Origin of the sequence: Phenylobacterium glaciei (assembly GCF_016772415.1) — a bacterium.
Classification (GTDB): Bacteria; Pseudomonadota; Alphaproteobacteria; order Caulobacterales; family Caulobacteraceae; genus Phenylobacterium; species Phenylobacterium glaciei.
The window spans coordinates 1938164-1963740 of sequence record NZ_JAGSGD010000001.1; the positions used below are offsets into that span (position 1 = coordinate 1938164).

The following is a 25577-nucleotide window of genomic DNA, read 5'->3' on the forward strand; positions in this document are numbered from 1 at the left end:
GGTTCACCTTGGTTCCGACCCTAGGGAGCGCCCCGACCTAAGGGGTGGCTTTTCGGAATCGGCGGCGGTGTCGATTGTTGCTGCTCACTATTTGGGCAGGCTTCTGATCAAGTTGAAAGCACCTTCGGTGTGTCCGGCGGGGTGACAAGCCAAGGCGACCCGCTATAGACCGCAGGGCGGGGGCGACTGGGATTCTTGACCTTGGTACGACTGGTCTTCGCCGTCGCCGCCTCAGCGGCGCTTTGCGCCCAAGGGGCGGCCAGCTCCGCGCACGCCGCGGCGCCGAAGGCTGCCGTCCAGGGCGAGCTTTCGAGCAACCTGCGCACCGCCATCGCCAACGCCGTCGGCGAGACCGACAAGCCCATCGAGAACCGCTTCGAGGCCCGTAGGCGAGCCCGTGAGGCGGCCGAGGACGCCGTCGCCGTGCTGCGCTCGGAGGGCTACTACGCCAACGCCGTGGAGGCCGACGTCACCGAGACTGAGCCCGCCCAGCCGGTGGTGAAGGTCACCCCCGGCGAACGCTTCACCCTCCAGGACCCCAAGGTGGAGTGGATCGCCCCCGAGCCCGCGCCCGGCGTGCAGCTCGCCGGTGAGGCGGTGATGGGACTGGCCAATGGCCAGGCGGGCCGCGCCGCCGATGTCCTGGGCGCCGAGGGCCGCATCGTGGCCGCGGTGCAGAAGCGCGGCTATGCCGACGTCGTCTCGGCCGAGCGCCAGGTGATCGTCGACCACGCCGACCACAGCGTCCGCCCCACCTTCCGCATCGTCTCGGGCGAACTGGTGCGCCTGGACGGCATCGAGCTGGTGACGCCCGGCCGCACCAACCCAGACTGGCTGCGCCGCCTGGCCCCCTGGAAATCGGGCGATCCCTACGATCCCGACGACGTGGGCGAACTGGAGCGCCGGCTGCTGGATACCGGGGTCTATGACAGCGTCACCGTCGCCCTGGCCGGCAAGGAGAAGGCGACGGCGGACGGCCTGCGTCCGGTCATCGTCAGCATCGCCGACCGCAAGCGGCGCACCATCGAGCTGGGGGCCAGCTATTCCACCAGCGAAGGCGCGGGCGCCGACGCCCGCTGGACCCGCTACAACGTTCTGGGCCGCGCCGACACGCTCTCCTACTACGGCCGCGCCTCGACGGTGGACAGCCGCCTGGGCGCCGACCTGACCCTGCCGCACTGGCGTCGCGCCCAGCAGACCCTGAAGGGTCAGGCCGGCCTCTACCGCGTGCGCACCGACGCCTATGATGAGACCGGGGTCGGCGTCCGCGCCGACGTCGAGCGCCGCTTTGGCAAGACCTCCCACGTCACGCTCGGCGGGTCGCTGGACTACAGCGAGACGCAGGAACTGCAGGCGGTCACGCTCTCGTCCCTGGGCCGCAAGCTGGTGACCGCCTCGGTGCTGGGCGCCATGGCGCTCGACCGCTCCGACGATCCCCTCGACCCCAAGCGCGGCTGGCGGGTGGAGGCGCGGTTGGAGCCGACCCTGATCGCCGGCGCCGACACCCTGCCGTACCTGAAGGCCCAGTCGCAGGGTTCGATCTACTTCCCCTTCGACGAGAAGGGCCGCACCGTGGTGGCGGCGCGCGTCAAGCTGGGCTCGATCATCGGCGGCCTGATCCCCGAGGTGCCGGCCTCTCGCCGCTTCTATTCCGGCGGCGGCGGCTCGGTGCGCGGCTACGCCTACCAGGCCATCGGCCCGCGCCTGTCGGACAACACCCCCGAAGGCGGGCTGTCCTTGTTCGAGGGCTCGTTGGAGCTGCGCCAGAAGATCGGCAAGCGTTGGGGGGTGGTGGCCTTCGTGGACGCCGGCTCCGTGGGCTCCGATCAGATCCCCAGCGGCAAGGACCTCAGCGTGGGCGCTGGGATCGGCGTGCGCTACGACCTGGGCTTTGGCCCCATCCGCGCCGACATCGCCATCCCCCTGGAGAAGCGCCAGGGCGACGCGCCCTTCCAGATCTATCTCAGCATCGGGCAGAGCTTTTGAGCGGGCCCTCGGACATCGAGGAGGCCGTCCACGAGGTGGAAGAGGCCGTGGCGGCGGTCGCCAGGAGCCGCAGTCTGCCCAAGGCCATCGTCGCCATCTGCGCGATCATCGCCATCGTGTTCGGCGGCCTGCTGCTCACCACCCGATACGGCGTGCTGCTGCCCCAGGGCCGGCTGCTGATCGAGGCCCGCGCCAATGGCCTGAAGCTCGGCCGCTTCGGCAAGCTGCGGGTCGAGGGCCTGTCGGGCGACGTCTGGCGCCATTTCAACGTGCGGCGCCTGACTATCTCTGACGAGAAGGGCGTCTGGCTGGAGGCCCGGAACCTGGACATTTCCTGGCGTTACGCCGAACTCCTGACCCGAAAACTGCACGCCGAGGCGATCACGGCCGAGCAGGTCACTCTGCTGCGGCGCCCGACCTTGACGCCCAAGCAGAAGTCCAGCGGCCTGCCGGTCTCCTTCGACATCGACCTGATCAAGACCCGCCTGGAGCTGCAGCCGGCCTTCAGCTACCGGCGCGGGGTCTATGACGTGACGGGCGATCTCGACGTCCAGCGCGGCGGGGGCGGCCAGCAGGGCAAGATTTCCGCCGCCAGCGTCCTGCACGCCGGCGACCACCTGAACCTGCAGTTTGACCTGGGCAAGACCCGGCCCTTGCTCTTGGTCGCCGATGTCCACGAGGCCCAGGGCGGGGCGCTGGCCGGCGCGGCGGGCCTGCCCGCCGACCAGGCCTTCGATGTGAAGGCCCGCGCCGACGGCAAGGAAAGCCAGGGCAGGATCACCGCCGTCGCCACCTCCGGCGCCGCCAAGCCCCTGGAGATCCAGGGCGCCTGGACCCCTCAGGGCGGCCAGGCCAATGGCCGTCTGGACCTCACCGCCTCGACCCTGACTCGCAAGCTGTCGGCCCGCCTAGGACCCCAGGCCCTGTTCGTCATCACCGGCGCCAAGGCCGAGCCCAAGCTCTATGATCTGACCGCTCGCGTGCAGTCGGCCAACCTGACCCTCGTCGCCAGGGGCAAGGGCAATCTCGGTGAGCGCCGCACCGGCCCCAAGGGCCTGGCGCTCACCCTCGACACCGCCAACCTCACCAAGATCAGCGGCGGGCCGCAGATGGGCGCGGCGCGCGCCGCGGGCATCCTCACCGGCACGACCGACGACGCCCGCTTCGTCGGCACGGTGTCCATCGACAGCCTGAAGCTCGGATCCTACGGCCTCGACCGCGTCAGCGGTCCGGTCCAGCTCACCCGCAAGGCCGGGGTGCTGGGCGTGAAGGGCCAGGCCAGCGGCGCGGGCGGGACGGGGACCGGCCTGCTCGCCGCCATCCTCGGCGCCAAGCCTGCCGCCAGCTTCGACGCCCAGCGCCTGGCCGATGGCCGGCTGTCCCTGCGCGACCTGCAGGCCACCGGCGCCGGCCTGAAGGTCCAGGCCAGCGGTGGCCGAGGCCTGATCGGCGGCCTCAACTTCAAGGGCAAGGCTGAGGTCTCCAACCTCGCCGCCGCCAGGACCGGCGCCAAGGGCTCGGCCAGCGCCACCTGGAGCGCCACCCAAGGCGGCCCCGGCACGCCCTGGACCCTGACCGCCGACGCCAAGGGCGCCAAGTTCGCGTCGGGCTACGCCGAACTCGACCGCCTTCTGGGCGCCTCGCCGCGCCTCGCCGCCAAGGGCAATATCCAGAGCGGCAAGATCTCGCTCGCCAACGCCGACCTCACCGGCGCGGCCGTGAAGGCCTCCAGCGCCGGCGTCCTCGAAAACGGCGCCCTGAAGTTCAAGCTCGACTGGTCCGCCGACGGCCCGTTCCGCGCCGGCCCGGTGGAGATCACCGGCAAGGCCAAGGGGGCGGGCGCCATCACCGGCACGCTCAGCCAGCCCCGCGCCGACCTGTTGGCTGACTTCGACGCCCTCGACGTGCCGCGCCTGCCGCTGAAGGCCGCGCACATGACCCTGACCTTCATGCGCCGCCCCGACGGTTCCAGCGGCCTGGTGACGCTCGCGGCCGCCAGCGAGTACGGGCCGGCGGCGGCCAAGGCCGCTTTCCGCTTCCCGCAGGGTGGGGTGGACCTCACCGACCTGGCCATCGACGCCGGCGGCCTGAAAGCCACGGGCGATCTGGCCCTGCGCCGGTCCACGCCGTCGTCGGCCGACCTCAAGATCGCGCTCGGGAAGGGCGCCTTCCTCGCCGCCGGCCAGGTGACCGGCGCGGTCAAGATCGTCGACGCCTCGGGCGGCCCCCGCGCCAGCCTCGACCTGCGGGCCGAAAACGCCGTCCTGCCCGGGTCCCAGGTGGCCATCAGCACGGCGCGCGTCACCGCCGACGGCCCGCTGGACCGGCTGCCCTACGCCGCCGACGTCAAGGGCGCCTCGCGCAACGGACCCTGGGCCTTCAACGGCAAGGGCGTCATCACCGGGACCAAGCCCGGCTACCTCATCGCCTTCGACGGCATGGGCCGCTACGGCCGCCGCGACCTCCACACCCTGGAGACCGCGGTCTTCAAGGTCGGCGGCCCCGAGCGTAGCGCGCGCCTGCGCCTGGCCGCCTCTGACGGTGGTGAGATCGACCTGGACGGCAGGCTGGCCGGGGACACCGCCCAAGTCCGCGCCCAGCTGCGCCAGCTGGGTCTGGGCCTCTTCAATGAGGACCTCACCGGCAAGATCGACGCCGACCTCAACCTGGCCGGCAAGGGCGCCCGCCTCGACGGGACGCTTGACGCCAGGCTGGAGGACGCCCGGGCCAAGGGCTCCGACGTCTCTCAGGGCCTGGATGGTGTGCTCAAGGCCCGGCTGGCCGACAGCGTCATGACCCTCGACGCCGACTTCACCAACACCGGCGGCCTCAAGGCCACCGCCAACCTGGTCCTGCCGGCCGAGGCCTCGGCCGCGCCGTTCCGCGTCGCCATCAACCGCCAGAAGCCCATTCGCGGCCGCTTCTTCGCCGATGGTGAGGTCAAGCCGCTCTGGGACCTTCTGGTGGGCGGCGAGCGGGAGCTGGCGGGGCGCGTGCGAATGGAGGGGACCATCGGCGGCTCCCTCGCCGACGTGAAGACCACCGGCCAGGCCTCCGTCGACGACGGCCGGTTCTCCGACGGCGCCACCGGCCTGACCCTTCGCAACGTCACCGTGCGCTCGACCCTCACCGAGAACGTCATCAACGTCTCCCTGGCGACAGGGGTGGATGGCCATGGCGGCAGCGTTTCAGGGTCCGGCCGGATCAGCCAGGACGGGGTCAGCACCTTCAAGCTGGACCTGACGGCCTTCCGGCTGATCGACAATGACCAGGCGACCGCGTCCGCCTCGGGTCGCGTCACCCTTGACCGCGCCGTGGACGGCAAGGTCCGGCTGGCCGGCGCCCTGACCCTCGACCGGGCCGATGTCTCCGCCCGAACTCCCACGCCCTCCGGCGTGGTCGCCATGGAGGTCACGGAGGTCAACAAGCCCGTCGACCTGGCCGGCGCTGGGGCGCTCACGCCCACGCGGGCGGGGCTATCTGTCGCCCTCGACGTGACCCTCAAGGCTCCGCGCCGGGTGTTCCTGCGGGGCAGGGGCCTGGACGTGGAGCTGTCCCTGGACGCCCATGTGGGCGGAACCACCAGCCGTCCGGCCCTGACCGGCGTCGCCCGCGTGGTGCGCGGCGACTACGACTTCGCCGGCAAGCGGTTCGAGTTCGACGACCGTGGCGTGGTCTATCTGGCCACCTCGCCCAAGGACATCCGCCTCAGCCTTTCGGCCACCCGCGACGACCCCTCGCTCACCGCCGTGGTCAGCATCCGCGGCACAGCGGCCAAGCCGGAGATCACCCTGTCGTCGACGCCCACCCTGCCCAATGACGAGGTGCTGTCCAACGTCCTGTTCGGCCGCTCGGCCTCGCAGCTGTCGCCCCTTGAAGCGGCTCAGCTCGCCTCGGCCCTGTCGTCCCTGGCGGGCGGGGGCGGCTTCGATGTGATCGGCAACCTGCGCACCTTCGCCGGCCTAGACCGGCTCGCGGTGGGCGGCGGCGGCGAAAGCGGCATGACAATTTCCGGCGGTAAGTATTTGACTGACGACGTCTATCTGGAACTCACCGGCGGCGGGCGCGAAGGCCCCTCGGCCCAGGTGGAGTGGCGCGTCCGCAAGAACCTGTCCATTCTCTCCAAGCTGGCCAGCCAGGGCGACGCCAAGCTCGCCGTGCGCTGGCGCAAGGACTACTGAGCGCGACAGCCGAAAGTGGACACCGGTTTCGGCGCCCGTCGCGCGACAAGAAGGGACTGAGCATGAGACGGGTGCTGATCGGGGCTTTGCTGGCGCTGGCGGCCTGCGAGAAGCCGCTCAAGCCCCCGTTGCACACCGGCGTCTGCTGGCGCCTCGTGGACGGCATGAACGGCAAGCCGGACTTCCGCCCCATGCGCACCGAGGTCCCGACCCTCCAGGCCTGCGCCATCCAGCTCGAAGGCCTGCACCTGAAGCACACGGTCCCGATGACCGGCGCCTACCAGGGCCAGATCATCTACGTCACCGACGAGGACGTGGTCGCCGCCGCCAGCAGCACCGCCAAGCGCTACCCGCTGTTCACGCCGGAGCAGCGGGCTGAGGTGGATCGGGGGCTGAGGTTGTTGATGGAACAGGACCTTCGCTAGCAACCCCGTTTCCTTCTCCCGCAAGGGGAGAAGGAAGACCCCGGTACACCCCGCTAGGCCTTCGCCGCCGCATAGGCCTGCGTGCCCTGCGTGAACACCTGGTCCCCGGGCTCGATCGCCGCGATGGGGATATCCCCTGACCGCGCCAGACGCCCATAGAGCGCCCCGAAGTCCTGCAGGGTCGCGTCCAGCAGGGCCTGCAGGGACGGGATCACGAAGTAGACCTGCTGGAAGTCGTCGATCCGGTAGGGGGTGCGCATCACCCGCTCCAGATCAAACCCCAGCCGGTTGGGGGAGGGGTCGTCCAGGGCGAAGATCGACTCCGCGTGGGACGAGACGATGCCCGCGCCGTAAATCCGCAAACCCTGCGGCGTCTCCAGCAGCCCGAACTCGACCGTGTACCAATAGAGCCTGGCCAGATTGTGCAACTGGCCCCGGTCCAGCGCCCGCAGGCCGCCTTCTCCGTAGGCCTGCATATAATCGGCGAAGATCGGGTCGGTCAGCATCGGCACGTGGCCGAACACATCGTGGAAGACGTCCGGCTCTTGCAGATAGTCCAGCTGCTCGGGCTTGCGGATGAACCGGCCGGCCGGGAAGCGGCGGTTGGCCAGATGGTCGAAGAACACCTCGTCCGGAACCAGGCCCGGCACGGCGACGACGCTCCAGCCGGTCAGCAGGTTCATCTCCTCATTGATCCGCGCGAAGTCGGGAATGCCGCCGCGATGCAGGTCCAGGGCGTCCAGCCCGTGCAGGAAGGCGTCGCAGGCCCGGCCCGGCAGCAGCCTGGACTGCCGCTCATAGAGGGTCATCCACACCTGGTGCTCGGCGCGCGTATAGGCCGCCCAGTCCTGGTCGATGGTCCAGTCGGACCGCGCGCCCGGAGGCGGGGTGAAGCCGTCAGCGCTCATGAGCGCAGAATGGGGCCAATCGACCGAAAGTTCCGTTCGAACTGCGCCGTTTTTCGGGGGTCGCCCGCGAAAACCTTGCGTCGGCGGGCGCGAAAAGCCCCCAGCCGTGCCTTAGTGGCTGATGCGCGGCCGCAGGGTGTAGTGGCCCTCGGCGAAGGATTCGAAGATCAGCGGGGCCTGCGGGTGGCCCACCGGCTCACCGCTCTCGTCGGGCAGCAGGTTCTGCTCGGAGACATAGGCGACGTAGGAGTTGTCATCGTTCTCGGCCAGCAGGTGATAGAACGGCTGGTCCTTGCGCGGCCGGATACGCTCCGGGATCGACTGCCACCACTCCTCGGTATTGGCGAAGGTGGGGTCGACGTCGAAGATCACGCCGCGGAACGCGAACACGCGGTGCTTCACGACATCGCCGATGGCGAACTTGGCCAGCCGCACGTCCGCGATCGCCGCGGGGTTGGGCAAGTGGCCAGCGTTTGGCTTTTCGAGTCGAGCGTCCATGAACAGAATCTACACCGTCGTACCTAACTGGGAGGTGAACGTAACGCTCACGCGTCCGTGTTCAAGAGCGCGCCTTCCGGCAGGCGAATGGTCTTGCTACAGTCGCCTTGAAACGAGGCGCCCGTACCGGTGTCTGCGAGGACTTAAGGTTGTCCATGTCTGAGGCGCGCAGAAACACGCTACGCGTGTTTCCCCCTCTTGGTTTACGCGCTTTCCAGGCGCCTGAATGAGCGATCAGGCTGGAAGCGCGTCCGCGCCCGGCGCCATGCCGAATGGCCGGGAAAGGTCGGGGAGTGATGCGCCTTGTTATGGCGCCCTCGACCTCGGAACCAACAACTGCAGGCTGCTGATCGCCACGCCGTCGGGCAAGAGCTTCCGGGTGGTGGAGGCCTATTCGCGCATCGTGCGGTTGGGGGAGGGGCTCAGCGCCAGCGGCCGCCTGTCCGAGGTCGCCATGGAACGCGCCATGGCCGCGCTGAAGGTCAGCGCCGAAAAGGTCCGCCGCCGCCGGGTCATCAAGCTCAAGGCCATCGCGACGCAAGCCTGCCGCATGGCCGAGAACGGCCAGGAATTCATCGACCGTGTCTTCGAAGAGACCGGCCTGCGCCTGCAGATCATCGCGCCGCGGGAAGAGGCCCAGCTCTCCGTCGCCGGCTGCCTGAACCTGCTGGACCGCAGCGCCGACGCCGCCCTGGTGGTGGACGTGGGCGGGGGCTCCACCGAGCTGTCCTGGGTCGACCTCAAGGGCGAGGGCCTGGGCGGCGAGCTCAGCACCTTCGTGGCCTCCAAGCTGCCCATCAAGGCCTGGCTCTCCATCCCCATCGGCGTCGTCACCCTGGCCGAGCAATTCCCGGAGGGCGCGGAGCCTACCGAGGCCTGGTTCCGGGCCATGGTCGACCGGGTGAAGCTCGACCTCGCCGCCTTCCGCCACGCCGACCCGATGCGGCCGATCTTCGACGAGGACCGCGCCCACCTGATCGGCACCTCGGGCGCCATCACCAGCCTGGCCGGCATGCACCTGCGCCTGCCGCGCTATGACCGGTCCCGTGTCGACGGCATCTGGATGACGCGGGCCGAGTGCGAGGGCGCCGCCAATCTGCTGCTGGGCCTCACAGCCCAGCAGCGGGCCGACCAGCCCTGCATTGGCCCCGACCGCTCCGACCTGGTTCTGGCCGGCGCCGCCATCCTCCAGGCGGTGCAGGAACTCTGGCCCTGCACCCGCGTCCGTGTCGCTGACCGTGGCCTGCGCGAGGGCATCTTGATGTCCCTGATGTCCGAAAGCGGCGGCGCCAAGCGCCGCAAACGCCGCCGCGGCCGTCGCGGCAAACCCATGCCCCAGGCCGCCGAATGACCGACGAACTCCCCCCGGCCCGCAAGCGCATGGTCAAGCCGCCCATGGGCGGCACCGAAGAGGGCCGCGGCAAGCCCGCGCGCCTGAAGACCGCCAAGATGCGGACCCCGTCCTCCCAGGCCTGGCTGTCGCGCCAGGTCAATGACCCCTTCGCCGCCAAGGCCAGGGCCCACGGCTACCGCTCCCGCGCAGCCTATAAGCTGACCGAGCTCGACGACCGCCTGCACCTGCTGAAACCCGGCATCCGGGTCATCGACCTGGGCGCGGCCCCCGGCGGCTGGACCCAGGTGTCCGTCGAGCGCGGCGTCACCAACATCGTCGGCGTCGACCTCTTACCGGTCGATCCGATCTCGCCGGCCCAGATCATCGAGATGGACTTCACCGACCCTGAATGCGGCCCGCTGCTGATCAGGATGCTGGGCGGCGCCCCCGACGTCGTGCTGTCGGACATGGCCCCCAACACCGTCGGCCACCGCAAGACCGACCACCTGCGGATCATGGGCCTGATCGAGATCGGCGTGGACTTCGCCATCAGCGTGCTGAAACCCGGCGGGTCCTTCATCGCCAAGGCCTTCCAGGGCGGCGAAACCTCCCTGGTCATCGCCAACCTCAAGCACCACTTCACCGAGGTGAAGAACATGAAACCCAAGGCTTCGCGCGCGGACAGTTCCGAGACCTACCTGGTGGCGACCGGGTTCAAGGGGCGGAAGTAGCTTCCCCATCCACGATGCCGCGCTCTAAGCTTCCCCGCAACAAACAAGGGGAGGCGACAATGGCTGACGGTTCGGTGCGCGGCTTCACGGCTGACAACTATTCCAAGGTCCGCGAGGCCTTCCAGGCCAACCTGGCCTCCGGCGCCGACGTCGGCGCGTCCTTCTGCGCCACGGTCGACGGCGAGACGGTGGTCGACCTCTGGGGCGGCTGGGCCGACGCGGAGAAGACCCGGCCTTGGGAAGCCGACACCATCGTCAACGTCTATTCCACCACCAAGACCATGACGGCGCTGACCGCCCTGCTGCTGGCCGACCGCGGAGAGCTCGATTTCGCAGCCCCGGTCGCCAAGTATTGGCCGGAGTTCGCCGCCAACGGCAAGGCCGACGTCAAGGTCAGCCACCTGATGAGCCATTCCGCCGGCCTCTCGGGCTGGAAGGAACCGATCACCACCGAGGACCTCTACGACTGGGAAAAGGCCACCTCCCTGCTGGCCGCCCAGGCGCCCTATTGGACGCCGGGCTCCGCGCCGGGCTACCACGCCCTGACCCAGGGCTACCTGGTGGGCGAGGTGGTGCGCCGCATCACCGGCAAGTCCCTGGGGACCGTCTTCCGCCAGGAGATCGCTGAGCCCCTGGGCGCCGACTTCCATATCGGTCTGCCGGCCAGCGAGGATGCCCGCGTCGCCGACCTGATCCCGCCGCCGCCGGGCGCCGGCATCGCCGACGGCGAGCAGTCCGAGCTGGTGGCCAACATGTCCCGCAATCCCGGCATCGATCCGGTGGCCACCCGTACCCGGGCCTGGCGCGGCGCCGAGATCCCCGCCGCCGGGGGTACGGGCAATGCCCGCTCGGTGGCTGAGATCCATGTCCTGCTGGCCAATGGCGGCGTCGCCAAGGGCAAGCGCATCCTCTCCGAGGCCGGCTGCCGCAAGGCCCTGGAACTGCAGGTGGAGGGAACCGACCTGATCCTCGGCGGCCCGGCCCGCTTCGGCATGGGCTTCGGCCTGCCGAGCGCCACCGTCCCCATGCGCAACCCCAACACCATCTACTGGGGCGGCTATGGCGGCTCGCTGATCATCATCGACATGGATGCGCGCACCACAGTCGCCTACGCCATGAACAAGATGGCCCCCACCACCACCGGCGACATGCGCGCCTTCGGCCTGATGATGGCGATGGGGTAAATCACCACGACGCCCAACAATCGTCATCCCCGGGCTTGTCCCGGGGACCCATGATCACCGTCTCGCCGTAGCAGGTGCGACGCCGCCGCAGACCCTTGCTGCGCCTCGGCGATCATGGGTGGCCGGGACAAGCCCGGCCATGACGATCAAAGGAGGAGGGTAACCCTAAGCCAGCATCCTCACCTTCGGCTCGCGGTCCCACTGGCGGGTGCGGGCCGGCGGGATAAAGGCCTCGGCGCCCTCGGCCAGGTCCACGATCCCGGCGTCCGGCTCCACATTGGCCTTGTCCAGCAAGGCTTGCGCCTCGGCGGTGAAGCCGATGGCCTTCAGGTGCACGAAGGCGTTGGCGACGAAGTCCGTCGCCGCGCTCTCCATCAGCAGCTGGTCGCAACCGGCTTCCGACACCACCAGGGCCACGGCGTCGAACAGCACCGAGGGCGTCCCCGCCAACTGGCCGTCCACCGGCAACAGCTTGCCGTCCTTCAGCTTCACGCCGCCCACCTTGGGGGCGATGATCTTGACGCTGGCGCCTTCGGCCAGCGCCGCCTTTTTCACCGCATTGATCAGCGCGCCGTCGGCGCCGTCGGTGACCAGGATGCCCACCGCCCGGCCGTTCAGGGTCTCGGGATACTTGCCGACGATCCGCAACGCCGGCGAGAGGTCCATGTCCACGGGCTTGACCGCCGCCTCGGACTTGGCCGGCAGGTCCATGGCCAGGCCGTCGGCCACCCGCTGGGCGAGGCCCGCATCCACGTTCTGCAGGTTGGCGAGGATGCGCAGCCGCACATGCTCGAAACTGCACTTGGACAGCTCGAACACCAGGGCGCTGGCCAGATGGGCCTGCTCGATCTGCGTCTGCGAGGCGTAGAACAGCCGCGCCTGACTGTAGTGGTCGGCGAAGGTCTCGGCCCGCAGCCGCGCCTTCGGCCCACTGTCGGTCGCGGCCGCCGTGCGGAAGCCGCCCTTGGGATCCTCGCGCGGACCCCCCTGTTCGCCGCCCTGCGCCAGGCTGTTGGGCTCATAGTTCGCCCGGCCGACGGGGACCTCCGTCTGCATGTGGCCGTCGCGCTGGAAGTTCTGGAAGGGGCAGCCCTTGGCGCGGTTGATCGGCAGCTGGTGGAAGTTCACCGAGCCCAGCCGCGACAGCTGGGTGTCCTGGTAGGAGAACAGCCGGCCCTGCAGCAGCGGGTCATCCGACACATCGATCCCAGGCGGCATGTTGGTGGGCAGGAAGGCGGCCTGCTCGGTCTCGGCGAAGAAGTTGTCGACGTTCCGGTCGAGCACCATCCGCCCGATCATCTTGATGGGGACCATCTCCTCGGGGATCAGCTTGGTGGCGTCCAGGATGTCGAAGGGCAGGGCGTCGGCCTGCGCCTGGCTCAACAGCTGCACCCCGAACTCCCATTCCGGGAAGGCGCCTGAGTCGACGGCCTCGAACAGGTCGCGGCGGTGGTAGTCCGGATCGGCGCCGGCGATCTTCACCGCCTCGTCCCAGCCGGTGGACTGGGTCCCCAGCTTCGGCCGCCAGTGGAACTTGACGAAGGTCGCCTCGTCCTTGTCGTTCAACAGCCGGAAGGTGTTGACCCCAAAGCCCTCCATCATCCGCAGGCTGCGCGGGATAGCGCGGTCCGACATGGCCCACATGATCATGTGGGTGCTCTCCGGCATCAGGCCGATGAAGTCCCAGAAGGTGTCATGGGCGCTGGCCGCCTGCGGATAGCCGCGGTCGGCCTCCATCTTCACCGCGTGGATCAGGTCCGGGAACTTGATGGCGTCCTGGATGAAGAACACCGGGATGTTGTTGCCCACCAGGTCCCAGTTGCCCTCCTTGGTGTAGAACTTCACGGCGAAGCCGCGCACGTCGCGGGGCGTGTCCACAGACCCCGCGCCGCCGGCCACGGTGGAGAAGCGGGTGAACAGCTCGGTCTTCACCCCCACCTCGGTGAGGATCTTGGCGCGGGTGTATGTCTCCAGCGACTCCGTCAGCTCGAAATAGCCGTGCGCCGCCGAGCCGCGCGCATGCACGATCCGCTCGGGAATGCGCTCATGGTCGAAGTGCTGGATCTTCTCCCGCAGGATGAAGTCCTCCAGCAGGCTGGGCCCGCGCGCGCCGGCTTTCAGCGAGTTCTGGTCGTCGGCGAGCGGCACGCCGAAATTGGTGGTCATCCGGGCTTCGGGCGCGCTGGCGGTCTGGTGCAGCTCGCCGCCGTTTCCGACGTACGAGGTGTCCGCGCTCGCGGGCGCGTCTTTGGGCTTGGTCATGTCGAGGGTCCTGAGCGGTGGTCTGCCTGCGCAACGCGGGACCCTTGGTTTGGTGACGGCGGATCTGTTCAAATTTGCGCCGGCGTGTCGGTTTCATTCCCCGGCCTGCGTCCTTAGGGTCAGGACAACAGCAGGAGTCTTCCATGCCCTATGTCGACGGTTTCGTACTCGCGGTCCCCAAGGCCAAGCTCGAGGCCTACAAGGCTTTCGCCGGCAAGGCGGGCGCGGTCTGGAAGGGGTACGGCGCGCTCGCCTATGTCGAATGTGTCGGCGAGGATGTGCCCATTGGCCAGCTGACCTCGTTCCCCCGGGCGGTGCAGGCCACCGACGATGAGGTCGTGATCTTTTCTTGGATCGTCTATGAGGATCGCGCACAGCGTGACGCTGTCAGCGCCAAGGTCATGGCCGATCCGATCCTCAAGTCCGAGGAAGCCGTCGAACTCTTCGACGGCAAGCGGATGATTTATGGCGGCTTTCAGCCTTTCATCGAGCTCTAGAATCCGAAGGGCGATCCGTCAGGGTTCTGCAGCCTCGGCTGCTGGTACGGGACATTGGCCAGCCGGGCGGGACGCGGTGAGCCGCCGTGGGACGTCACCGCCCCGACGTCGTTGAGTGGCCCGTTATAATCCCAGTCCCCCTGGCGGTAGAGGACATCGCCGCGCGCCTCGCCGCGATAGAACCTGGCCCTCAAGTACGACTTGTCGCCATAGGTCCACTCGCCCAGCCCCTCGGCCAAGCCGTCCTTCCAGTTGACCGACAGCTGGTCGAAATTGGCCGTGTAGTAGACCCCGCGCCCGTTGCGCGCCCCGCCGCTCACCCCGCCGTCGTACTTGGCGGCGAAGCGGTTGTTCCGGGAATAGACGATGATCCCCTTGCCTTCGGCCATGCCATTCACGCACGGCCCGGCCCAGCGTACGGTAATTGCTGGGTCTGGGCGGGTGTTGTACACGGCGCACTTGGAGAGCGGGTCCACCACCCAGTGCGGGTCCTTGGCATAGTCCACATAGCGCGTGCCGGCGGGCTTTGGCTGTCCCGGCGCCTGGGCCTGGGCGGAGCCTGCCGCCAACAGGGCGGCGGCGGTCAGCAGGATGCGGATCACGATTGTCCCTCCGCGCCGGTGCAGACCGGGAAGCCCTTGGCGTCGCTGCGCCGATGTAGGACCAGCTTGGCGACCCGCTTGCTGGAGAGCGTCAGGGCCTTGTCCGACAGGGTCCCGCGGAAGGTCTCGCCGCCGGCCGTGGTGAAACTCACCGCCGTCCCGGTCACGCTGGCGCCGCTGGCGGCCTGGGGCGCCATCGGCGCGCCCTCGGCCACCTGGGTGACGACCAGCGGCTTGGCCCCCGGCGCCTGGAGGAACACCCGCAGGCCGCGCGCGTCCCCGGTCTCCTGCGACAGGCAGATGTTGGAGAAGGCCTGGGCCTTGCGCAGGTCCCACGGCTTGGTGGGCGGCCCGCTCTGGGCCAGGGCTCCGCCGGCCAGCAGGCTCAGCATTGATGCCGTGATCGCGATCCGCCGCATGGCTGTTCCCCAATTTGAGGCCCCAGCCTCGCAGGGGGGCGCGAACGGCGGGACTGGCGAAAAATGGGTCAGCGCCGACTCCAAATCCAATCGTCATCCCCGGGCTTGTCCCGGGGACCCATGATCTCCGTCTCCCCGCAGATCGTGCGGCGCACGCCGCGCCGTCTTACTGAACCTCGGAGATCATGGGTGGCCGGGACAAGCCCGGCCATGACGATCTGAAGCGGAGACGAGCGGGTTAGGGGAGGACACCCCTAAACTTCCCGCCCGATCGGATAGAGCAGGTAGCGGTCGTCGTAGAACGGCGTGCGCTTGTAGAACCAGGCGAGCCGCGCCCCCGGGCTGGCCGCGAACTTCGCATCGGACGCCAGCTTGGCCTCGAACTCCGCCTTCAGCGCGCCATCCCTTGCCAGCATCTGGTCGGCCAAAGGCGCGATGGCGTAGGCCTCGATATATTCCACCCGGGTCAGCACCTCGGGGATCATGCCCCACGCGAAGAAGCTCTCGCTGGACTGCGGCTCCAGCAGCAGGACGATAAGGTCCCCCAGCGGCTGGTCGGTCGACACTCGAACCGAACCCGGCATGAAGGTCCAGTCGCGGCGCTCCGGCGTCACCTCCTTGACCGTGATCGCCACATGACCCTCGGCCGCCTGGGTGGCGATCTCCGGCTTGGCCAGGCGCAGCATCTCGACTCTCACCGTCTTCGGCGCCGCCACCGGCTCCATCGCCGCGCCATGCAGCGCCAGCCGCGCGATCAGGTCGGCCCGATAGCCCGGAACCCAATAGGCCTTGGGTCGCGCCAGAGTCAGGGTCGGCTCCGACAGGAAGTGGGGCAGGGACCACAGCTCCGGGTCCGCCTCCCCCAGCCAGCGGATTTCGCGCCGCCCGGAGGCCGCGCTCTCATAGGTGTCGTACCGGATGCCCTTGAAGCTCCGCGTCCGGGCCGGCGCCTTGGCCTGGACGAAGTTGGCGGGGATCTCCGCCGGCCGCAGCGCCTTGTCGGCGGTGATGGCGCCGCGCAGGGCCGCGCCCTCGGTGGCCATCAGCTTCAGCGCGGTTTCCAGGAACACATAGGTCGCCAACACCCGCTGGGCGTGGGGCTTGAGGCTATGGTTCTCGATCAGGATGGTGGGCACATGGGCCGCTGCGCCCCAGCCGTTGGAGTAGCGCTCGCCGAGGCCGCCGTCCGACAAGCCCTTCTTCGGATTGTCGTCGTCCAGCCCGAACACCAGTTCGCCGGGGATGTGCCCCTCGGCCTCCAGGCTGGCGTACATGGCCGGCTTGAAGACGCCGTCCAGCCAGGTGGCGATGGCCGGCGACCGCGACCAGCTGGCCGCCTCGCCATTGTACCCGAAGGTCAGATCGTACTGGTAATCCAGGCCGTCGGTGACGTGGATGTCCACATAGAGGTCGGGCCTGTACTTGTTGATCAGCCCTCGCGCCGCCTGCATCTCCGGCTGGTCCAGCTTCATGTAGTCGCGGTTGAGGTTCTGGTTGGTGGCGGTGTTGCGCCAGCCCTGGATGCGCGGGCCCCGCTGGTTGGGCCGCGAATAGCGCGAGGCCCGCTCGTGTCCGTCGACGCTGAGGATCGGCGCCAGGATCAGGTTCACCCCGTCCAGCAGACCCTCCTTCCCATAGAAACAGATGTCGCGCAGCAGCATCATGCCGGCGTCCTTGCCGTCGATCTCGCCGGGGTGAATGCCCGCCTGGGCCAGCAGCACCGGCTTGCCGGGATGGAACTTGTCGCCGTCCTTGCTGGCGATCACCGCATAGATCGGCCGCCCCTCCGGCGAGGTCCCGAACACCTCGATGCGGATCCAGGGCGAGGCCGCCTCCAGCCGGTCGAACCAGGCCCGGGTATCCACATAGTTGGGACTGAAGTCATGCTCCGGATCAGCCTCGAAGGCGCTCGCCCAGGGATCGCTCCCGTCCCGCAACAACGCCTGGCTCGCCCCCTGCCAGGGCGGCGCGGGCGGCAGGAAGTCCTGGTCCCAGGGGGCGGGGGCGTCAGTCATCGGGTTCACTCCAGACGCGGATCAATACCGATGTCATGAGCGAGCCGGTCGCGCCTGTCGAGGGGCGGCGCGGAACCTTTGCCCACGGTGGAGGTTAGCGCTGCATGTCCATGCTCATCCTCATCGTCGTCGTCGTCGTCCTGCTCGCCCTGGCCATCTGGGCGATCCAGAAGATGCCCATTCCCTCGCCCCTGAACTGGATCCTCCAGGTGGTGGCGATCATCATCGCGATCTTCGTGATCGGGCAGCGCGCCGGCCTGTTCTAGGGCGCGCCTTGACAGCTGGCGCCCGTCGCCTGCCTCCTGCCGGCCTCGACGGGCAGGCAAGGGCGCGCGCATGACACTCGGCAATCGACTTGGCCGCGGCGGTGCAATCCTCGCGGTGCTGCTGCCCTTGGTGGGCGCCGGCGCGCCGTCCCAGGCCGCGCCGAAGAAGCCTGTCGGCGAGATGCGCTGCGGCTGGATCGCCAATCCCACGCCCGGCAACTGGTGGCTGACCGACAGTTCGGCGGAGTGGGTGATCGGTATGCAGGGCGGCTATCAGGCCCCGGGCATGGACCTCATCCCCGATCTCAGCGAGCACGACTGGGTGGTCACCAACGGCTCATCCTACGGCTATGGCTGCGCCTGCCTACGCGTGACCACCGACCCGAAGGCGAAGCGCATCACCACCATCCACAGCGTGATGCAAAAGCCCCTCAAGGTCTGCCGCGCCGACAGGAAGCTGCCGAAGCCGTAGGCCTCTCGTCTCTCCAATTTCAAAGATCGTCATCCCCGGGCTTGTCCCGGGGACCCATGATCTCCGCCTCGCCGCAGGTCGCACGGCGCCCGCCGGATTAGCTTGCTGCATCACGGAGATCATGGGTGGCCGGGACAAGCCCGGCCATGACGATCAAAGGGTGACGAGGCGCGCGATCCCGGCCCGTGCTCTGGTCGTCGATGATAGACCTGGGTTGGAAAGCCTAGCCCCTCGGCGGCTCCGGCGTCTTCGCCCCCTCCGCCTTCAGCCACCCCCGGAACTGATCCAGCGCCCGGCTGCTCACCCCCGGCGCGGCCAGCAGCGCGAAGCCGCTCTGCGCTGGGATGAACCCGAAAGGCGCCACGAGCCGCCCGCTCTTCACATAGTCGGCCACCAGCGGCCAAGGCAGCACCGCCACCCCCAGGCCCGCGATCGCCGCGTCGAGGGCGAAGTGCAGGTGGGCGAAGGGCTGCTCCGGCGACGGCGGCAGCTCCAGCCCGGCCAGGGCCGCCCAGATCGCCCAGCCCTGCGGGTGGGTCTGGGCCACGAGGCGCGGCGCGCGCAGGGCGTCGGGGAAGCGCTCGGCCAGGCCCGGCGACAGCACCGCGCCCAGGTGGCTGGGCATGAAGGCCGTGGCCAGGGGATCGGCCAGCCGGCTGGTGGGGACCAGCCGCACTACCGCGTCGGCGCCGCGCTGGCTGACGGCCTGGGGTGCGAGTTCGGTCAGGTGCAACCGCACGCCGGGATGAGCCTGGGTGAACCGCGACAGGCGCGGAATCAGCCATTTCACCGAGATGCTGGCGTTGACCGCGATGTGCAGGTCCTCGGCCCCGCCGCGAACCTGGCGCACGGCGCCGGCGATCTGGTCAAAGGCGGCGGTGAGCGCCGGCAGCAGGGCCGCCCCGGCCGGGGTCAGCTCCAGCCGGTGCTTGGGCCCCGTGAACAGGCGCGCGCCCAGGCTCTGCTCCAGGGCCTTCACCTGGCGGCTGACCGCTGAGTGGGTGACGTGCAGTTCCTCGGCTGCCAGGGTCGCCCGGCCTGTCCGCGCCATGGCTTCGAAGGCGCGCAGGGCGTTCAGGGAGGGCAGGGGGCGTGATGTGAGATTTTCGAACATCTCCTTCCCAATATGTCGATTTCCGCCATGGGGCAATCGGCGCATAGACTTGTCATGGCGCGAAAGCCCCCACAGACCGTGATCATGCTGGCCCTGGGCGCAGGCCAGACCATCGCCTTCGCCTCCAGCTTCTACCTGCTGGGGGTGATGGGCGACGACATAGCCGCCGATCTGCGGCTGGCCCCCACCTTCGTCTTCAGCCTGATGTCCGTAGCCCTGACGACCGGCGCGGTCCTCTGCCTGGTCATGTTCGCCATGACCTTCGGCCTCACTAAGGAGCCCGCGACATGACCCTTCTGGACGCAACCCTTGCCCACCCCCGCCCCGACGCCTTATACGCGGCTCGCAAAATGGAGACTCCAATGGAGATTCGCGAAGGGCTCACCTTCGACGACGTTTTGCTCGAACCCGGCGCATCCGATGTGATGCCCGGCCAGGTGGATACGACCACCCGGTTCACGCGCGAAATCAGTCTGAACATACCGCTCGTGTCCTCGGCCATGGACACCGTCACCGAGAGCCGGCTGGCCATCGCCATGGCCCAGGCCGGCGGTCTGGGCGTGCTGCACCGGAACATGACGCCTGAGGAACAGGCCGAGCAGGTCCGCGAGGTGAAGCGCTACGAGAGCGGCATGGTCATCAATCCGCTGACCATCAACCCCGACACCCCGCTCAGCGAGGTCCTGGCCATCAAGTCGCGCCGCAAGATCTCCGGCTTCCCAGTGGTCGAGCCCGGCACCGGCAAGTTGGTGGGCATCCTCACCAACCGCGACATGCGGTTCGAGGGCTCCAGCGAGGTCCCGGCCAAGGTGCTGATGACCAAGGACAACCTGATCACGGTCCGCGAGGGCTGCACCCAGGACGAGGCCCGCGCCCTGCTGCGCCAGCACAAGATCGAGCGGCTGATCGTTGTCGACGACGCCTACCGCGCGGTCGGCCTGATCACCGTCAAGGACATGGAGAAGGCCCAGGCCCACCCCATCGCCGCCAAGGACGCGCAGGGTCGCCTGCTGGTGGGCGCGGCCTCCACGGTCGGGGACGGGGGCTATGAGCGCTCCATGGCCCTGGTGGACGCCGGCGTAGACGTCGTCGTCATCGACACCGCCCACGGCCACAACGCCGATGTGGGCGCCGCTGTCGCCCGGCTGAAGCGCGAGACCAACCGCGTGCAGATCGTCGCCGGCAACGTCGCCACCTACGAAGGCGCCCGCGCCCTGATCGACGCCGGCGCCGACGCGGTGAAGGTGGGCATCGGCCCGGGCTCCATCTGCACCACCCGCATCGTGGCCGGCGTGGGCGTGCCCCAGCTGACCGCCATCGCCGACGCCGTGCGGGCCGCCACCGGCACCGACGTCCCGGTGATCGCCGACGGCGGCATCAAGTACTCCGGCGACCTGGCCAAGGCGCTCGCCATGGGCGCCCAGGTGGCCATGATGGGCTCGGCCTTCGCCGGCACCGACGAGGCGCCCGGCGAGGTGTTCCTGTACCAGGGCCGCTCCTACAAGGCCTATCGCGGCATGGGTTCGCTGGGCGCCATGTCGACGGCCAATGGTTCGGCCGACCGCTACTTCCAGAAGGAGGTCTCGGCCCTCAAGCTGGTGCCCGAGGGCATCGAGGGCCAGGTCGCCTACAAGGGTCCCATCGCCGCGATCCTGCATCAGATGGTAGGCGGTCTGCGGGCCGCCATGGGCTATACCGGCGCCGCCGACCTGCAGGCCTTCCGCGACAAGGCCCGGTTCATCCGGATCACTGGCGCCGGCCTGCGTGAAAGCCACGTCCACGACGTCATGATGACCCGTGAGGCCCCCAACTATACGAGCCCCGTCTAAGACCATGAGCGCAGCCCCTGAACTTCTCCTGATCGGCGCGGCGATCATCGTCGGGATCCTGCAGCTGTTGTGGGCGACCGCGGCGGCGCGGATGCATCCCGAGCAGGACCTCAAATGGGCGGCTGGCCCTCGCGACGAGCACCGGGTTCTCACCGGTGTGTCGGGGCGGTTGGACCGGGCGTACCGGAATTTCCAGGAGACCTTCCCCTTCTTTGTGGCCGCCACCTTCGCGGCCTATCTGGTGGCCAAGACCGGCGAGCTCACCCTTTGGGGCGGGCTGCTCTATGTGGGCGCGCGCATCCTCTATGTCCCCCTCTACGCAGCCGGGATCACCGGCCTGCGCACCCTGGTCTGGTTTGTCAGCATGATCGGCGTCGGCATGATCGTGGCGGCGATCTTCCTTGCGTGACGGCGGGCGCCTTTCGGCCGCCATCGAGGTTCTCACCGACGTCGAGGAGCGCCACCGCCCCTCGCGCCTGGCCCTGAAGTCCTGGGGCAATGACGCCCGCTATGCCGGCTCCAAGGACCGCGCCTGGGTCGCGGGGCTCGTGCTCGACGCCCTGCGGCGGCGGCGGTCCATCGCCTGGAAGATGGGGGACGACAGCGTCCGCGCCACCGTCCTCGGTGTGCTGAAATACGAATGGGACTGGCCGGTCGACCGCATCGCCGCCGCCGTCACCGAGGAGCCCCACGGCCACGGCGCGCTCACCGAGGCCGAGATCGCCACGCTGGAAACCCCCCGTGACCTGGCCGAGGCCCCGCCGTCGGTTCGCGGCGACTATCCGGCCTGGCTGGAGATAAGCTTCGCGCGCGCCTTCGGCGACGCCGCCGCGCGGGAAGGCGAGGCGCTCTCCGAGCGCGCGCCCATCGACCTGCGGGTCAATACGCTGAAGAGCGACCCGGCCCGGGCGCTCAAGGCCACCCAACCGCTGAACGCCGCCGCCGTGCCCGAGCTGGCCACCGCCCTGCGCATCCCCGCGCCCGCCGCCACCGACCGGGCCGGCGTCGTGGAGACCATTCCGGCCTTCTCCAAGGGCTGGTTCGAGGTGCAGGACCTCGGCTCCCAGATCGCCGCGGCCTGCGCCGGCGAGATCAAGGGCGCCCAGGTGCTGGACCTGTGCGCCGGGGGCGGGGGCAAGACGCTCGCGCTCGCCGCCGCCATGGGCAACACCGGCCAAATCTACGCCTATGACAGCGAGGCCCGCAGGCTGGCCGACACCATCCGCCGCGCCGACCGGGCGGGCGTCCGCAACCTGCAGATCCGCTCGCCGGTGAACGAAGGGCCGCTGGACGGCTTGGAAGCCAGGATGGACGTGGTGTTCATCGACGCCCCCTGTTCGGGGTCCGGCGCCTGGCGCCGCCACCCCGACACCAAGTGGCGGCTGAGCGAGGAGACCTTCGCCCGCAGGCAGGCCGACCAGGACGCGGTGCTGGACCTGGGCGCCACCTTCGTGAAGCCCGGCGGCCGGCTGATCTACGTCACCTGCTCGGTCCTGCCCGAGGAGGACGAGGATCGGGTCGCAGCCTTCCTGGCCCGAACCGAGGGTTTCGCCGTGAAACCCGCCACGTCCGACGAACATCTCTCCGCCCGCCTCACCCCGGAAGGCTACCTGCGCCTGACCCCCGCCACCGCCGCCACCGACGGCTTCTTCGTCGCGGTGCTGGAGCGAACCCAACCTCTCGCCGACAAAGCCCCATGACCCCCACCCACGAACGTGTCCTGATCGTCGACTTCGGCAGCCAGGTGACCCAGCTGATCGCCAGGCGCCTGCGCGAAAGCGGCGTCTTCTGCGAGATCCACCCCTACGACAAGGTCGAGGCCATGCTGGCCGACTTCGCCCCCAAGGCGGTGATCCTGTCGGGCGGTCCGGCCAGCGTCCACGAGAGCGAGAGCCCCGCCGTCACCAAGAAGATCTTTGAGCTGGGCGTTCCGGTGCTGGGCATCTGCTACGGCGAGATGACCATGTGCGCCGAGCTGGGCGGCAAGGTCGAAGGCGGCCATCACCGCGAGTTCGGCCGCGCCGAGATCAAGATCGAAAGGGCTTCGCCCCTGCTGGCCGACCTCGGGAACGTCGGCGATCTCGAGACCGTCTGGATGAGCCACGGCGACAAGATCACCGCTATCCCGGCTGGGTTCGAAGTCGTGGCCTCCTCGCCGGGCTCGCCCTATGCCGTCATCGCCGACGAGGCGCGCCGCTTCTACGGCATCCAGTTCCACCCGGAGGTGGCCCACACCCCGCGCGGCGCCCAGATGCTGCGCAACTTCACCCACGGCATCGCAGGGCTCTCCGGCGACTGGACCATGGCGTCGTTCCGCCAGGAGATGGTGGCCAAGATCCGCGACCAGGTCGGCGACGGCAAGGTGATCTGCGGCCTGTCGGGCGGGGTCGACTCCTCGGTGGCCGCCGTGCTGATCCACGAGGCCATCGGCGCACAGCTGACCTGCGTCTTCGTCGACACCGGCCTGCTGCGCCACAACGAGGCCGAGCAGGTCGTGACCCTGTTCCGAGACCACTACAACATCCCGCTGATCCACGTGGACGCCGGCGACCTGTTCCTCGGCGAGCTGGCCGGCGTCAGCGATCCCGAAGCCAAGCGCAAGACCATCGGGCGCCTGTTCATCGAGGTGTTCGACAAGGAGAGCGCCAAGATCGAGGGCGCGGCCTTCCTGGCCCAAGGCACCCTCTATCCCGACGTGATCGAGAGCGTGTCCACCAGCGGCGGCCCCTCGGCGGTGATCAAGAGCCACCACAATGTCGGCGGTCTCCCGGACTACATGAAGCTGAAGCTGGTGGAGCCCCTGCGCGAGCTCTTCAAGGACGAGGTCCGCGCGCTGGGCGTCGAGCTGGGCCTGGCCCCGGCCTTCGTCGGCCGTCACCCGTTCCCGGGCCCGGGCCTGGCCATCCGCATCCCCGGCGAGATCACCCGCGAGAAGGTCGCCGTCCTGCAGCAGGCCGACGCCATCTATCTCGACGAGATCCGCAAGGCCGGCCTCTACGACAAGATCTGGCAGGCCTTCGCCGTGCTGTTGCCCGTCAAGACGGTTGGCGTCATGGGCGACGCCCGCACCTATGAGGACGTCCTGGCTTTGCGCGCCGTCACCTCCACCGATGGCATGACCGCCGACTTCTTCGAATTCCCCTGGGAGGTCCTCGGCCGCTGCGCCACCCGGATCATCAACGAGGTGAGGGGCGTTAACCGCGTGGTCTACGACGTCACCAGCAAGCCGCCCGGCACGATCGAGTGGGAATAGCGGACGGCCGCGCGCGGGACGTCAGGCGGCGAGGCTGACCAGCAGGTCGTCCAGTTGTTCGAACTGCTCGGGCGCTCCGCCCTCCATCCCGATGAAGGCGTCGTCGAGCGCCGCCTTCGACGGGTAGAGCTCGGACAAGGTCAGCAGGGTCTGGTCGCCCTGGTCCTCGAAGGTCACCGTGGTGAGCGCGGCGTCCTCACTTTCGTCATTGGTCCAGACGAGGCGCGAGGCCGGGACCACCTCGATATACTTGCCGAAGAAGGCGAATGTGTTGGCGGCGTCCTGCCCGAACTCCAGGCGGTAGCCGCCGCCGACGCGCACATCCATCTCGCAGGACCGCAGGGGCACGCCGGACGACTTCGGCGCCCACCACATCATCATAAGCTCAGGTTGGGTCCAGGCCTCGAACACCAGGCGCGCCGGGGCGTCGAAGCTCCGCGTGACGACGAGTTCGCGCTCGGATTTCCGTTCGACCTTGGTGCGGCTATTCGTGCGGTGCATCGGCTTTTTCCTTCCGTTTCAAGTCTTCAAGAACCTCGTCCAGCGCCTCGAAGCGGGCGTCCCAAAGCTGGCGGTAGCTTTCGATCCACATCACCGTGTCCTCGAGCCTATGGCGGCCGAGCCGGCAGGTGCGCACGCGCCCGACCTTCTCCGTGGTGACGAGTCCCGCCTGCTCCAAGACGCCGACGTGCTTCTTCATGCCTGTGAGGGTCATGTGGAAGTTCTCGGCCAGCTCCGTGATCGAGGCGTCCGCGCGTCCGAGCTGCTCCAGGACCCCACGTCGGGTGGCGTCCGAGAGCGCGGCGAAGGAGCGGTCGAGTTGGGTTGTGATATGATGAACCATTAGGTTCAGTGTTAGCTGGTGGATCGGAGGACTGCAAGGGCGGACTGACGATCAATCAAGGCAGGTGGCCCTCAGCCCCTCGCAACGTCCGCCGCGGCGAAGTGGGTCATCTGGTCGGCGTGGGCCTTGATGAAGGACGGGCGGGCCTCGGCGCGCTCGACATAGGCCTTACACGCGGGAGAGTTAGCCAGCCCGTCGAAGCGGTCCACCAGGCGCAGCACGTCTGCCATAAGGATGTCGGCGATCGAGAAGCTCCCGGCCAGCCAGTCGCGGTCCGCCAGCACAGCCTCCATGCGCGGAAGGCGGTGGTCCATGAGGAAGGACTCAAAGAACTTCCGCATGGGCGTTTCCTCGGTGTCGCCGGAGAACATGAAGAAGGACCAGGGCTGGCTCGCGGCCTCGACGGAGGCCAGCGCCGCGAACAGCCATTCCTTGGTCTCGCTGCGGCCGCGCCGATCGGTGGGCATCAGCCTGTCGCTGAGCTCGCCGAGGTGCAGCAGGATCGCGCCGCTCTCGAAGATCGAGAGGTCGCCGTCGGTCAGCCACGGGACTTGGCCAAAGGGCTGGTGGGCGAAGTGCTCGGCCTTCCGATCCTCGAAGGGCGTACTCTCGACGCGGTAGGGCAGGCCGGCCTCTTCCAGCGCCCAACGCACCCGCAGGTCCCGCACATAGCCGCGCGGCATCTCGGGCACCCAATCGTAGGTGGTCAGGACCAGATCGCCCATTCGGCTTCTCCACAGAATACTTCACCAATTAGC

The 25577-nt window shown here is 68.9% G+C and carries 24 protein-coding genes; 14 read left to right on the plus strand and 10 right to left on the minus strand.

The annotated features are described in order from the left end of the window. Positions 1-201: 201 nt before the first annotated feature. The 3 genes from JKL49_RS09390 to JKL49_RS09400 all read left to right on the plus strand — a co-directional run bounded on the left by JKL49_RS09390 (position 202) and on the right by JKL49_RS09400 (position 6592). On the plus strand, positions 202-1986 hold the full coding sequence (locus tag JKL49_RS09390) for an autotransporter assembly complex protein TamA (protein WP_249778064.1): 1785 nt from the start codon (positions 202-204) through the stop codon (positions 1984-1986). After that, a complete protein-coding gene (locus JKL49_RS09395) occupies positions 1983-6167 on the plus strand; it encodes a translocation/assembly module TamB domain-containing protein (RefSeq protein WP_249778065.1) in 4185 nt (1394 codons plus the stop codon). Before JKL49_RS09390 ends, JKL49_RS09395 begins: the two co-directional genes overlap by 4 nt. Before the next feature lie 62 nt (positions 6168-6229). Then, the gene (locus tag JKL49_RS09400) at positions 6230-6592 is read left to right on the plus strand and encodes a hypothetical protein (protein ID WP_215339944.1); all 363 of its coding nucleotides are present in this window, start codon (positions 6230-6232) and stop codon (positions 6590-6592) included. Positions 6593-6645: 53 nt separating this feature from the next. Here the strand turns inward: JKL49_RS09400 and phhA are convergent, their stop codons facing one another. Beyond that, complete coding sequence (gene phhA, locus JKL49_RS09405; protein ID WP_215339945.1) at positions 6646-7500, minus strand: phenylalanine 4-monooxygenase; 855 nt, start codon at positions 7498-7500, stop codon at positions 6646-6648. Between the two features lie 111 nt (positions 7501-7611). Then, positions 7612-7998 (minus strand): heat shock protein HspQ, encoded by a 387-nt coding sequence (gene hspQ, locus JKL49_RS09410; RefSeq protein WP_215339946.1) that lies wholly within the window; start codon positions 7996-7998, stop codon positions 7612-7614. 226 nt (positions 7999-8224) lie between these two features. Here hspQ and JKL49_RS09415 point away from each other — a divergent pair, with 226 nt between their 5' ends. From JKL49_RS09415 to JKL49_RS09425, 3 genes are read left to right on the plus strand one after another with little or no spacing between them, the layout of a single operon-like run. Further along, positions 8225-9349: a Ppx/GppA phosphatase family protein gene (locus JKL49_RS09415; RefSeq protein ID WP_215339947.1), complete on the plus strand. Its 1125-nt coding sequence runs from the start codon at positions 8225-8227 to the stop codon at positions 9347-9349. After that, a complete protein-coding gene (locus JKL49_RS09420) occupies positions 9346-10062 on the plus strand; it encodes an RlmE family RNA methyltransferase (RefSeq protein ID WP_215339948.1) in 717 nt (238 codons plus the stop codon). Before JKL49_RS09415 ends, JKL49_RS09420 begins: the two co-directional genes overlap by 4 nt. Before the next feature lie 59 nt (positions 10063-10121). Beyond that, positions 10122-11246 (plus strand): serine hydrolase domain-containing protein, encoded by a 1125-nt coding sequence (locus JKL49_RS09425; RefSeq protein ID WP_215339949.1) that lies wholly within the window; start codon positions 10122-10124, stop codon positions 11244-11246. 165 nt (positions 11247-11411) lie between these two features. On the opposite strand, the gene JKL49_RS09430 is transcribed toward JKL49_RS09425, so the two are convergent. Next, the gene (locus tag JKL49_RS09430) at positions 11412-13508 is read right to left on the minus strand and encodes a catalase (RefSeq protein WP_215339950.1); all 2097 of its coding nucleotides are present in this window, start codon (positions 13506-13508) and stop codon (positions 11412-11414) included. Positions 13509-13651: 143 nt separating this feature from the next. Between JKL49_RS09430 and JKL49_RS09435 the strand changes: the two genes are divergently transcribed. Then, a complete protein-coding gene (locus JKL49_RS09435) occupies positions 13652-14005 on the plus strand; it encodes a DUF1428 domain-containing protein (RefSeq protein ID WP_215339951.1) in 354 nt (117 codons plus the stop codon). On the opposite strand, the gene JKL49_RS09440 is transcribed toward JKL49_RS09435, so the two are convergent. The 3 genes from JKL49_RS09440 to JKL49_RS09450 form a co-directional block, all read right to left on the minus strand. Beyond that, positions 14002-14607 carry an MORN repeat-containing protein gene (locus JKL49_RS09440; RefSeq protein WP_215339952.1) on the minus strand — a complete coding sequence of 202 codons (606 nt, stop codon included), beginning with the start codon at positions 14605-14607 and terminating at the stop codon, positions 14002-14004. The two genes, JKL49_RS09435 and JKL49_RS09440, sit on opposite strands and share 4 nt — an antisense overlap. Further along, the gene (locus JKL49_RS09445) at positions 14604-15026 is read right to left on the minus strand and encodes a hypothetical protein (RefSeq protein WP_215339953.1); all 423 of its coding nucleotides are present in this window, start codon (positions 15024-15026) and stop codon (positions 14604-14606) included. Before JKL49_RS09445 ends, JKL49_RS09440 begins: the two co-directional genes overlap by 4 nt. A 254-nt stretch (positions 15027-15280) precedes the next feature. After that, the gene (locus JKL49_RS09450) at positions 15281-17041 is read right to left on the minus strand and encodes a M14 family metallopeptidase (RefSeq protein WP_215339954.1); all 1761 of its coding nucleotides are present in this window, start codon (positions 17039-17041) and stop codon (positions 15281-15283) included. 104 nt (positions 17042-17145) lie between these two features. Between JKL49_RS09450 and JKL49_RS09455 the strand changes: the two genes are divergently transcribed. Continuing rightward, positions 17146-17307 (plus strand): hypothetical protein, encoded by a 162-nt coding sequence (locus JKL49_RS09455; protein WP_215339955.1) that lies wholly within the window; start codon positions 17146-17148, stop codon positions 17305-17307. Positions 17308-17377: 70 nt separating this feature from the next. Then, on the plus strand, positions 17378-17779 hold the full coding sequence (locus JKL49_RS09460) for a DUF4087 domain-containing protein (RefSeq protein WP_215339956.1): 402 nt from the start codon (positions 17378-17380) through the stop codon (positions 17777-17779). Positions 17780-18002: 223 nt separating this feature from the next. Here JKL49_RS09460 and JKL49_RS09465 read toward each other — a convergent pair whose 3' ends face one another. Continuing rightward, entirely contained in the window at positions 18003-18893 is an 891-nt protein-coding gene (locus JKL49_RS09465) for a LysR substrate-binding domain-containing protein (protein WP_215339957.1), read from the minus strand. Between the two features lie 54 nt (positions 18894-18947). Here JKL49_RS09465 and JKL49_RS09470 point away from each other — a divergent pair, with 54 nt between their 5' ends. From JKL49_RS09470 to guaA, 5 genes are all read left to right on the plus strand, one after another. Then, positions 18948-19184, plus strand: a complete 237-nt coding sequence (locus JKL49_RS09470) for a hypothetical protein (protein ID WP_215339958.1) — start codon at positions 18948-18950, stop codon at positions 19182-19184. A gap of 71 nt (positions 19185-19255) precedes the next feature. Beyond that, complete coding sequence (gene guaB, locus JKL49_RS09475; protein WP_215339959.1) at positions 19256-20722, plus strand: IMP dehydrogenase; 1467 nt, start codon at positions 19256-19258, stop codon at positions 20720-20722. A 4-nt stretch (positions 20723-20726) separates the two neighbouring features. Next, complete coding sequence (locus tag JKL49_RS09480) at positions 20727-21131, plus strand: MAPEG family protein (protein ID WP_215339960.1); 405 nt, start codon at positions 20727-20729, stop codon at positions 21129-21131. Continuing rightward, positions 21124-22422, plus strand: a complete 1299-nt coding sequence (locus tag JKL49_RS09485; RefSeq protein ID WP_215339961.1) for an RsmB/NOP family class I SAM-dependent RNA methyltransferase — start codon at positions 21124-21126, stop codon at positions 22420-22422. Before JKL49_RS09480 ends, JKL49_RS09485 begins: the two co-directional genes overlap by 8 nt. Next, entirely contained in the window at positions 22419-23975 is a 1557-nt protein-coding gene (gene guaA / locus JKL49_RS09490) for a glutamine-hydrolyzing GMP synthase (protein WP_215339962.1), read from the plus strand. Before JKL49_RS09485 ends, guaA begins: the two co-directional genes overlap by 4 nt. 21 nt (positions 23976-23996) lie before the next feature. On the opposite strand, the gene JKL49_RS09495 is transcribed toward guaA, so the two are convergent. The 3 genes from JKL49_RS09495 to JKL49_RS09505 form a co-directional block, all read right to left on the minus strand. Further along, complete coding sequence (locus tag JKL49_RS09495) at positions 23997-24476, minus strand: SRPBCC family protein (protein WP_215339963.1); 480 nt, start codon at positions 24474-24476, stop codon at positions 23997-23999. Continuing rightward, positions 24460-24819 (minus strand): ArsR/SmtB family transcription factor, encoded by a 360-nt coding sequence (locus JKL49_RS09500; RefSeq protein WP_215339964.1) that lies wholly within the window; start codon positions 24817-24819, stop codon positions 24460-24462. The genes JKL49_RS09495 and JKL49_RS09500 overlap by 17 nt, the downstream gene beginning before the upstream one ends. Positions 24820-24890: 71 nt before the next feature. Further along, positions 24891-25544, minus strand: a complete 654-nt coding sequence (locus JKL49_RS09505) for a glutathione S-transferase family protein (RefSeq protein ID WP_215339965.1) — start codon at positions 25542-25544, stop codon at positions 24891-24893. Positions 25545-25577: the final 33 nt, after the last annotated feature.